This window comes from Micromonospora sp. 4G55, from assembly GCF_016803375.1.
In genome coordinates this window covers 1-9,099 of record NZ_JAEVHN010000222.1, presented here as the reverse complement: position 1 = coordinate 9,099, position 9,099 = coordinate 1, and the positions used below count along the sequence as shown (strand labels likewise).

At 74.5% G+C, this 9,099-nt stretch carries 9 protein-coding genes and 3 pseudogenes; 8 read left to right on the top strand and 4 right to left on the bottom strand.

What is annotated here, in order from left to right:
* The first annotated feature begins 139 nt into the window (after nucleotides 1-139).
* From JNW89_RS18755 to JNW89_RS18745, 3 genes and pseudogenes are all read left to right on the top strand, one after another.
* The gene (locus JNW89_RS18755; RefSeq protein WP_238449899.1) at nucleotides 140-619 is read left to right on the top strand and encodes a hypothetical protein; all 480 of its coding nucleotides are present in this window, start codon (nucleotides 140-142) and stop codon (nucleotides 617-619) included.
* A 193-nt stretch (nucleotides 620-812) separates the two neighbouring features.
* Nucleotides 813-1,783: pseudogene (locus JNW89_RS18750) on the top strand (pirin family protein).
* Nucleotides 1,784-1,839: 56 nt separating this feature from the next.
* Nucleotides 1,840-2,484 (top strand): hypothetical protein, encoded by a 645-nt coding sequence (locus JNW89_RS18745; protein WP_154938931.1) that lies wholly within the window; start codon nucleotides 1,840-1,842, stop codon nucleotides 2,482-2,484.
* Between the two features lie 232 nt (nucleotides 2,485-2,716).
* Here the strand turns inward: JNW89_RS18745 and JNW89_RS18740 are convergent, their stop codons facing one another.
* Both JNW89_RS18740 and JNW89_RS18735 read right to left on the bottom strand, forming a co-directional pair.
* Nucleotides 2,717-3,370, bottom strand: coding sequence for a DUF1345 domain-containing protein (locus tag JNW89_RS18740; RefSeq protein WP_238449898.1), 654 nt, complete (start codon nucleotides 3,368-3,370; stop codon nucleotides 2,717-2,719).
* 49 nt (nucleotides 3,371-3,419) lie between these two features.
* Nucleotides 3,420-3,689 (bottom strand): DUF2795 domain-containing protein, encoded by a 270-nt coding sequence (locus tag JNW89_RS18735; protein WP_238449897.1) that lies wholly within the window; start codon nucleotides 3,687-3,689, stop codon nucleotides 3,420-3,422.
* 155 nt (nucleotides 3,690-3,844) lie between these two features.
* On the opposite strand from JNW89_RS18735, the pseudogene JNW89_RS18730 reads away from it, so the two are divergent.
* Nucleotides 3,845-4,240, top strand: a pseudogene (locus tag JNW89_RS18730) (DUF2267 domain-containing protein); the annotation flags it as partial.
* A gap of 39 nt (nucleotides 4,241-4,279) precedes the next feature.
* On the opposite strand, the pseudogene JNW89_RS18725 reads toward JNW89_RS18730, so the two are convergent.
* Nucleotides 4,280-5,354 (bottom strand): annotated as a pseudogene (locus JNW89_RS18725) (CaiB/BaiF CoA transferase family protein).
* 355 nt (nucleotides 5,355-5,709) lie between these two features.
* Between JNW89_RS18725 and JNW89_RS18720 the strand changes: the two are divergent.
* The 4 genes from JNW89_RS18720 (at nucleotide 5,710) to JNW89_RS18705 (ending at nucleotide 8,441) form a co-directional block, all read left to right on the top strand.
* A complete protein-coding gene (locus JNW89_RS18720; protein WP_238449895.1) occupies nucleotides 5,710-6,729 on the top strand; it encodes a TerC family protein in 1,020 nt (339 codons plus the stop codon).
* A 79-nt stretch (nucleotides 6,730-6,808) separates the two neighbouring features.
* A complete protein-coding gene (locus tag JNW89_RS18715) occupies nucleotides 6,809-7,399 on the top strand; it encodes a sulfite oxidase-like oxidoreductase (RefSeq protein ID WP_238449894.1) in 591 nt (196 codons plus the stop codon).
* Entirely contained in the window at nucleotides 7,396-8,130 is a 735-nt protein-coding gene (locus JNW89_RS18710; protein WP_238449893.1) for a ferredoxin reductase, read from the top strand. The genes JNW89_RS18715 and JNW89_RS18710 overlap by 4 nt, the downstream gene beginning before the upstream one ends.
* A gap of 17 nt (nucleotides 8,131-8,147) precedes the next feature.
* Nucleotides 8,148-8,441: a DUF6510 family protein gene (locus JNW89_RS18705; protein ID WP_238449892.1), complete on the top strand. Its 294-nt coding sequence runs from the start codon at nucleotides 8,148-8,150 to the stop codon at nucleotides 8,439-8,441.
* 76 nt (nucleotides 8,442-8,517) lie between these two features.
* Here JNW89_RS18705 and JNW89_RS18700 read toward each other — a convergent pair.
* Nucleotides 8,518-9,099: PfkB family carbohydrate kinase (locus JNW89_RS18700; RefSeq protein ID WP_238449891.1), on the bottom strand; the 582-nt coding region annotated here is incomplete at its 5' end.

Here is a 9,099-nt window from a genome sequence, read left to right as displayed (position 1 = left end):
CAGGCGGCCGCCGAGGAGAGCCTGACCGCGCCGGTGGCCGGCGCCGCCGGGCGACGTTCGAGCTGGTCGACGGGGGTGAGCACGTTCCGGCTGCGTACCGCGGAACTCGGCGACGAGCTGTACCGGATCAGCAGCCCCGGTGACTCCGGGTCGCGCCGCGGCCGAGGTGCTCGGGGACCGGGTGCGGTTGCGCCTGGCCGCCAGCGGTCGGTCCGGGGCGGGCTCGGTCGACGTGGTGCTCAACTCGCGGCTGGTGTGGCGGCTCCGCCTGGTGGGCGGGGTCAGCGCACACCAGCTCGACCTGGGGGAGGCCCGGCTGGCCGGGGTGGACCTGGTCGGCGGGGCGTCGCGCATCGACCTGAGCCTGCCGCCCACCGTCGGCACCCTGACGGTGCGGATGACCGGCGGCGTCAGCCAGTTCACGATCCGGGCGCCGGGCACCCCGCCGGTACGGGTCCGCGCCGCCTCCGGCGCCGGCGGGGTCACCGTGTACGACGATCGGCACGACGGCCTCGCCGTCGGGGAAATGGTCAGCTCGCCGAACTGGGACCGCTCGGTCGACCGGATCTACGTCGACCTGGTGGGTGGCGCCAACCGGGTCACGATCGGCGCCGAGTAGGGGCGCGGCGCACCTGGAAGCGGCAGTGCCCCGGCCGGGAGCGCGGAAGCCGGCGATGATGCGCGCGGACCAGGCCACCGCACGGCCCGGCGAGCCGGGACCACGGCACGCCGGCAGCCGGCAGCGGTGGAGTGGACCACTGGAACCGGGCCACCCTCGGTGCGCGGGCCCACCGTCGGCATAGAGTCGGGCGGTGGACCGTACCGAATCGTTGCCGGCACAGACCCGACCGCCCGGCGTGGCCGCGGTCGATCCGGGCAGCGTGCTGCTGCCCGGCCACGACGTGCCGCTGGGGCGTTACACGACCGTGCGGCGGCTGCTGCCGCAGCGCCAGCGCCGGATGGTCGGCGCGTGGTGCTTCGTCGACCACTTCGGCCCGGACGACGTCGCCGAGCGGCCCGGGATGGAGGTGCCGCCGCACCCGCACACCGGCCTGCAGACGGTCACCTGGCTGCTGGAGGGCGAGATCGTCCACCGGGACAGCCTCGGCAGCGTCCAGCCGATCCGCCCCGGCCAGCTCAACGTGATGACCTCGGGCCACGGCATCGCCCACTCCGAGCGGTCGCCCGCCACGCACCCGCCGGTGATGCACGGCGTGCAGCTGTGGGTGGCGCTGCCGGATCCGGCGCGGGCCGGCGCCGCCGACTTCGCGCACCACGCCGAGCTGCCCCGCTGGCGCGACGGCGAGCTCGACCTCACCCTGCTCGTCGGCGAGCTGCGCGGCGAACGTTCGCCGGCCGTGGTGCACACCCCGCTGCTCGGCGTCGAGGTCGAGGCCCGCGACGCGGCGACGGCGACGCTGCCACTGCGACCCGATTTCGAGTACGGCCTGCTGGCGATGTCCGGCGCGGCGCAGGTCGACGGCGTGGACCTCGCCCCCGGCGCGCTGCTCTACCTGGGCGCCGGCCGGGACCGGCTGGGCCTGCGGGCGCCGCGGGCAGCCGGCTGATGCTGCTCGGCGGTGCGCCGTTCGACGAGCCCCTGGTCATGTGGTGGAACTTCGTCGGCCGGTCGCACGAGGAGGTGGCCGCCGCGCGGGAGGACTGGATGGCCGGCCGGCGGTTCGGGGTCGTCGCCGACGACGCCGCCCCGCCGCTGCCCGCCCCGGAGATGCCGACCACCCGGCTCAAGGCGCGCGACCGGCGCGGCGACGTACGGGGCTGACCGGCAGGCGTGTCCTCCGTCGGGGCGGGTAGTCGCGGGGCATGACCCGCAGTGTGATGACCGAGGACAGGAAGCGGCTGGTACGTCGGCTTGCCGGCGAGGGCCGTGGCTTCGCCGAGCAGTACGGCTTCCGGGTGACCAACAACCCGTCGAGCCTGTTCCAACTGCTCTGCCTTGCCGTGCTGCTGGCCCGCCGGGGTGACTTCCGGCGTGCCGTGGACAGCGCCCACGCTCTGCCCGACAACGGCTGGGACAGCGCCGCCCGGCTGGCCCGCTCGCTGCACGCCGACCGGACCCGCGTGCTGCGCGAGGCCGGTCAGCGCGGCGACGTCGACGAGCTGGCCAATCTGCTGGGCGACCTGGCCCGTACCGTCGTCGAGCGGTACCGGGGCGACCTGCGCCGGTTGCGCGCGTCGGCCGGGCACGACCCGGGCCGGGAGCGGGCGCTGCTCACCGAGCTGCCCGGAGTGGACGACACGGTCGTCGACCTGTTCCTGCGCGAGACGCAGGCGCTGTGGCGGGAGGTCGCGCCGGTGGCGGACAAGCGGGCGTTGACCGCTGCCCGCCGGCTGGGGCTCGGGCGCTCCGCCGACGACCTGGCCGAGCTGGCCGGCAGCGGCGAGTCGGAGCGGTTGGCGTGGCTGGTCGGCGCGCTGGCCCGGGTCGACCTGGAGCAGCGGTACGCCGAGGTGACCCGCTGAGCCACGGGTGCCGTGGCCCACAGTCTTGGCAAAATCAGCCGTACGGGTGATGTCATATCGTATGATGATCGTGGCAGCGATGCCCGCCCGGTTCGGGCGAAGATCCACCGTTTGGCGGTACGCGACCCGGTTCGGGCGTGGACCCGCCAGGGACAGGTACGCGTGGCGCCCCCAGGTCGCGGTTCGTGACCCGGGGCGCCCGCCTGTTTCCCTCGCCCGGCCGCCGCTGAGTTCACCGGGCCAACGCGGCCAGCAGGTTCACCGTCGCGGCGATGATGATCGCCCCGAACAGGTACGACAGCAGCGCGTGCCCCAGCACCGTCCGGCGCATCTCGTGGCTGGTCAGGTTGGTGTCGGAGACCTGGAACGTGGCCCCGATGGTGAACGCCAGGTACGCGAAGTCGAGATAGCAGGGCTTGCCGGGCTGGTTGAAGTCCACCCCACCGTCCGGGCCAGTGTAGTAGATCCGTGCGTACCGGGCGGTGTAGACGGTGTGTACCACGCACCAGGACAGCAGCACGCTGACCATGGCCAGCGCGCCCGAGGCGTCCCGGTGCACGCCCGGCTGCGCTGTACGCGCGCTGGTCAGCACCAGCGCGACGGCCAGCAGACTGGCCAGGCAGGCGATCAGTAGCAGGACGTCCCGGACGGCCCGGTTGGGGTCCTCGTACACGGCCAGCTCGGCGGTGCGCCCGGCGTCCAGCGGCCAGAGGGTCCGCCAGACCAGCAGCAGCCAGCACAACGCCGCGGCGTCCCAGCCGACCAGTGGAGCCAGGCCGGGGGAGACCAGCGCGGCGAACAGCCCGCCGGCGCACAGTCCGACCAGGCCCATCACGGTGAGCTGGAGGGCGGCCGGGGTGTGTCCGTGCGGCGTCCGACCGCTCACGGGTGGTACCTCGGCGGCCCGGTGGCTGCCCGCACCGCGCGCCGGCGGTTCAGATGCGGCGCAGGTGCTGCGAGACCCGCGTGTGCCGCTCCCGAGCCTGCGCGGCTCGCTGCGACGGGCTCAGCTCCGGGGCGGCGTCGATGGCGGCGGAACGGGCCACCTCGTTGCCGTTGGCGTAGTCCACCTGCGGCAGCGCGCGCAACGCCTTGAGCACCTCCGGCGGGGCGCCCTCCCGTTCCGCCTCGCGCACCACGTCGTCCTTCTCCGCCGGGTAGTCCAGGCTGGACAGGTACTGCAGGACGTCGGTGTAACTCGCCATGGCGTGAGCTCCCTCGCCGCCTCGATCCGGTCACGACCGGCGGCGGTTACCCGTCCCGCCCCGGGTCACGCGCCGACCGGCCAGGAAATCGGCGCCGTTTCCGACGCCCCGAGCCGGGTACGCGACCCGTCCGACGCCGAAGGGAGCGCGCCCCGATGAACTACGACACCTTCGTCGACCAGGTCGCCCGGCGAACCCGGACCGGCTCCGAGCGGGCCGTGCGGCTGACCCACGCGACGCTGGAGACCCTCGCCGAGCGGCTCACCGGCGGGGAGGTGCTCGACCTCGCCAGCCAGTTGCCCGCGCCGTTGCAGCTGGTCCTCAAGCCCGGCCCGAGCATCGAGGCGGCCCAGCGGTTCGGCGCCGCCGAGTTCGTCGCCCGGGTCGCGCAACGGGCCGAGATCGACGAGACCGCCGCCCGGGAGGCCGTCCGGGCGGTCTTCACCACCCTGCGGGAGGCGCTCAGCGGCGGCGAGTTCGACGACGTGGTGACCCAGCTGCCGCGCGACTACCGGCAGATGGTGGAGCCGGCGCTCACCCCCCGGCGCCCAGCGTGCTGCGCCGCGCCTGAGCCGGGGGGACGGGACCGCTCAGGCCACCGCGCCGGCGGCCCGCAGGGCGGCGATCCGCTCGGCGTCGAAGCCCGCCTCGGCCAGCAGCTCGTCGGTGTGCTCACCGGGTCGGGGGCGGGGGCCGGCGGACGGAGGTCGGAGTCGCGGAGAACCGGGGCGCCGGTGCCGGCTGGGTGACCCCGGCGTGTTCCACGAACGTGCCCCGCGCCCGCAGGTGCGGGTGCTCCGGCGCCTCGCGCCAGTCCAGCACCGGCGCCGCGCAGGCGTCCGAGCTGGCCAGCAGCTCGGCCCACTCGTCGCGGGTACGGGTGCGGAACAGCCGCGCCCACGCCTCGCGCAGCGCGGGCCAGTTCGCCGGGTCGTGCCGGTCGAGGGCCTCGTCGCCGGGGAGCGGGAAGCCGGTGAGCCGGACCAGTTCGTCGTAGAAGCGCGGCTCCAGGGCCCCGACGGCGAGGTGCCGCCCGTCGGCGCACTCGTACGTGTCGTAGAACGGCGCGCCGCCGTCGAGCAGGTTGACCCCGCGCGGGTCCTGCCACATGCCGAGCTGGCGCAGCGCGTGGACCTGGGTGCTGAGCACCGACACGCCGTCCACGATGGCGGCGTCGACCACCTGGCCGGAGGCGCCGGCCCGGACGGCGTAGAGGGCGGCGACGATGCCGAGGGCCAGCATCATCCCGCCGCCGCCGAAGTCGCCGAGCAGGTTCATCGGCGGTACCGGGCGCTCCCCGGCCCGGCCGATGCCGTGCAGCGCCCCGGTCAGCGCGAGGTAGTCGATGTCGTGGCCGGCGGTGTGCGCGTACGGGCCGTCCTGGCCCCAGCCGGTCATCCGCCCGTACACCAGGCGAGGGTTGACCGCCAGGCACTCCCGCGGGCCCAGGCCCAGGCGCTCGGTGACCCCGGGCCGGTACCCCTCGATCAGGGCGTCCGCGCCGCGCACCAGGGCCAGCACCACCTCGCGCCCGGCGTCGGACTTCAGGTCCACCGCCACCGAGCGGCGGTTGCGGTTGAGCAGGTCCTCCGGGGGGCTGAGCAGGTCGGCCGGGGTGGTGCGGTCGACCCGGACCACGTCAGCGCCGAGGTCGGCGAGCATCATCGCGGTGAACGGGCCGGGGCCGATGCCGGCCAGCTCGACCACGCGTACGCCGGTGAGGGGGCCGACCGGGGCGGTGGGGGCGTCGTCGGTCACCGCGTCACCATAGGCCCACCGGGCTCCCCACGTCCCACCCCGAACCCGTCGACCGCCCGGCATCCAGCGGTTGACCAGGGCAACCAGGGCCGGCCGGACTTGGCGTACCCGGTGAGCCCGGCCTAACCTTGACGCACGAGGGGAGTACTTCCCACGAACCATTCCGGTCAGTACGGCGGGCCCCGGGCTCGCCTCGGGTGGTTGCCCGTAAAAGCGCGGGTGAAGGAGACCTCGAACATGGCACCGTGTTCGAGGAGGCCCCATGACCGGATCGTCCTACCTGTCCGCCGCCGAGTTGTCGTCGGTGGGCTCGCCCACCCTCTGGGCGGTCACCATCGTCGGCGTGGTCGCCCTCCTGGTGCTGGACTTCCTGGTCACCCGGCGCCCGCACGAGGTGTCCATGCGGGAGGCGCTGGGCTGGTCGGCGTTCTACATCGCGCTGCCGCTGGCCTTCGGCGCCTGGCTGGGGTCGCGGTTCGGCTCCCAGCAGGGCGTGGAGTACCTGACCGGTTACCTGGTCGAGAAGTCCCTCTCGGTCGACAACCTGTTCGTCTTCATGCTGCTGCTGGCCGCCTTCGCGGTGCCCGCGGTGCTCGCCCAGCGGGTGCTGCTCTACGGCATCGCCGGCGCGCTGGTGCTGCGCGCGGTCTTCATCGCCCTCGGCGCCGCCGCCCTGCAGACCCTGGACTTCGCCTTCCTGCTCTTCGCCGTCATCCTGATCGTCACCGCGATCAAGCTGCTGCGCGACGCCCTCTCCGGGCACGAGCAGGAGGTCGACATCAACAAGATGCGGTCGGTGAAGCTGCTGCGCAAGGTGATGCCGGTGGTCGACGACTACCACGGCACCCGGATGACCATCCGGCAGCAGGGCCGCCGGGCGCTCACTCCGTTCGCCCTGGTCGTGGTCGCGGTGCTGGCCACCGACATCGTCTTCGCCGTCGACTCGGTGCCGGCCGTCTACGGCATCACCGAGGACCCGTACCTGGTCTTCGCCACCAACGCCTTCGCCCTGCTCGGCCTGCGCGCGCTCTACTTCGTCCTGCACGCGGCGCTGAGCCGGCTGGTGCACCTCAGCTACGGCCTGGCGATCATCCTCGCCTTCATCGGCGTGAAGCTCGGTCTGCACTGGGCGCACGGCATCTGGTCCGGCGTACCGGAGATCCCGACGCTGGCCTCCCTCGGCGTGATCATCGGCGTGCTGATCGTCGTCACCGTCACCAGCCTGCGCGCCACCCGCGACCAGGCCCCGCGCGAGCCGGAGGTCGTCCCCGAGCGGCACTGACCCCCGGGCCCGGGGCGGGGGGTACGGCCGAACGCCCCCGCCGGAGGCGCGCCAGTGGTACGACTGACGGGTGGGAATCGTGTCACCGGGCTTTCAGGGCCGGCGCCGCTCGAGCGGGCCGGCCCTGCCGCCTGGGCAGTACCTGACGGAGGACTTCCCGGTGCTGTCGGCGGGTCCGACGCCGCGGGTGCCGTTGGACACCTGGGAGTTCGTGCTCTCCACCGAAACCGGCACCGAGTTCCGCTGGACCTGGGACGAGATGGCCGGGTTGCCGCAGGAGACGCCGACCGTCGACATCCACTGCGTCACCCACTGGTCCAAGCTCGGCACCAGCTGGCAGGGCGTCTCGCTGGACACCCTGCTCGAGGGCGTCGACACCACCGCCCGGTACGCGCTGGCCCACTCCTACGGCGGCTACACCACCAACCTGCCCCTGGACGACCTGCGCGGCGGGCGGGCCTGGGTGGTGCACACGTACGAGGGCGGGCCGCTGCCGGCCGAGCACGGCGGCCCGGCCCGGCTGCTCGTGCCGCACCTGTACCTCTGGAAGTCGGCGAAGTGGGTGCGCGGCATCCGCCTGCTGGTCGACGACCACCCCGGCTTCTGGGAGACCGCCGGGTACCACGACTACGGCGACCCGTGGCGCGAGCAGCGCTACGCCGGCGATTGAGCGCCCCGCTGACCTGGCGGGTCGCCCGGCTGGTGGAGCGCCGGGTCGAGACGCCGTCCGCGCACACCCTGGTCCTCGATGTGCCGGGCTGGCCCGCGCACGTCGCCGGCCAGCACGTCGACATCCGGCTGACCGCTGAGGACGGCTACCAGGCCGCCCGGTCGTACTCGCTGGCGGCGCCGGCCGACGGCGACCGGATCGCGCTGACCGTGCAGCGGGTGGACGACGGCGAGGTGTCGCCGTACCTGCTCGACACCTACGCCGAGGGCGACCCGATCGAGGTGCGCGGCCCGCTCGGCGGGTACTTCGTCTGGCGCCCCGACGAAACCGCGCCGGTGCTGCTGGTCGGCGGGGGCTCCGGGGTGGTGCCGCTGATGGCCATGGTCCGGGCCCGGCGCGCCGCCGGCAGCCGGACCCCGTTCCGGCTGATCTACTCCGTCCGCACCCCGGCCGACGTCATCTACGCCGACGAGCTGCGCACCCGGGCCCGCGACGACCACGGCCTGGACGTGGCGTACGTCTACACCCGGGAGGCGCCCGACGGGTGGCGGGGCGCGCCGCACCGGATCGGCCTGGTCGACGTGAACACCCACGGCTGGCCGCCCGACCTCGAACCGCTCTGCTACGTCTGCGGGCCCACCGGCTTCGTGGAGACCGTGGCGGACCTGCTGGTGGGGCTGGGTCACCAGAGCCGCCGGGTACGCACCGAACGGTTCGGCCCCACCGCGTGAACGCCCGAGGAGGCCCGATGACCGACATGTCCTACGTGGACGGCAACATGCTCGACGGTCCGCTGCGCGAGTTGTTCGCCGTCGACCTGAGCACCGCGACCTCACGCTGCCAGTCGTGCGGGACGCTCGGCCCGCTGGCCGGGCTGCACGTCTTCTCCCACGCGCCCGGGCTGGTCGCCCGCTGCCCGGTCTGCACCGACGTGCAACTGCGGCTGGTCCGGGCGCCCGACCGGGCCTGGCTGGACCTGCGCGGCGCCACCTTCCTCGAGGTGCCGTTGCCGGCCGAGCCCACCTACCACCGCCCGGGCTGAGGCCGGCCCCGCCGGGCCTGGTCGTGGCGCGGCCGCACCCCGGCCGATGCGTCGCCTCGACGGCGCGGGTGCCGGGTCAGGCGTCCACGAGGTCGCCCAGTTCCGTCCGTCGCGGCGGGTCCGCGCCGGACCGGGTACAGGTGATCGCGGCGACCAGGGTCGCCCGGTCCAGCACCGCCCCGAGCCGCGCCTCGTCCAGCGCGCCGACCGTCGCCGGGGTGGCCGCGCCGACCTCGACCAGGGCGTCGAGCAGGCCGGCGGTGAACGCGTCGCCGGCGCCGACGGTGTCCACCACGGTCACCCGGCGGGCCGGGTGGTGCACGGCGCCGGTCGGGGTGAGGGCGTACGCGCCGGCCGCGCCCCGAGTCACCACGACGAGGCGTACCCCGAGGTCGCGCAACGCCCGGGCGGCCCGCTGGACCGACCATCCCGGGAACAGCCAGGCCAGGTCCTCGTCGCTGGCCTTGACCAGGTGGGCGTGCCGGGCCAGGGCGAGCAGCCGGGCCCGCGCGGCGGCCGGGTCGGCGAGGACCGCCGGGCGGACGTTGGGGTCGAGGCTGCAACGCCCGGGCGGCCCGCTGGACCGACCATCCCGGGAACAGCCAGGCCAGGTCCTCGTCGCTGGCCTTGACCAGGTGGGCGTGCCGGGCCAGGGCGA

Bases quoted from the DNA above. Each gene is read 5' to 3' on its own strand.
- JNW89_RS18745 (WP_154938931.1), top strand. From the start codon at position 1,840: ATGACCGAGGACAGGAAGCGGCTGGTACGTCGGCTTGCCGGCGAGGGC.
- JNW89_RS18735 (WP_238449897.1), bottom strand. From the start codon at position 3,689: ATGGCGAGTTACACCGACGTCCTGCAGTACCTGTCCAGCCTGGACTAC.
- JNW89_RS18720 (WP_238449895.1), top strand. From the start codon at position 5,710: ATGACCGGATCGTCCTACCTGTCCGCCGCCGAGTTGTCGTCGGTGGGC.
- JNW89_RS18705 (WP_238449892.1), top strand. From the start codon at position 8,148: ATGACCGACATGTCCTACGTGGACGGCAACATGCTCGACGGTCCGCTG.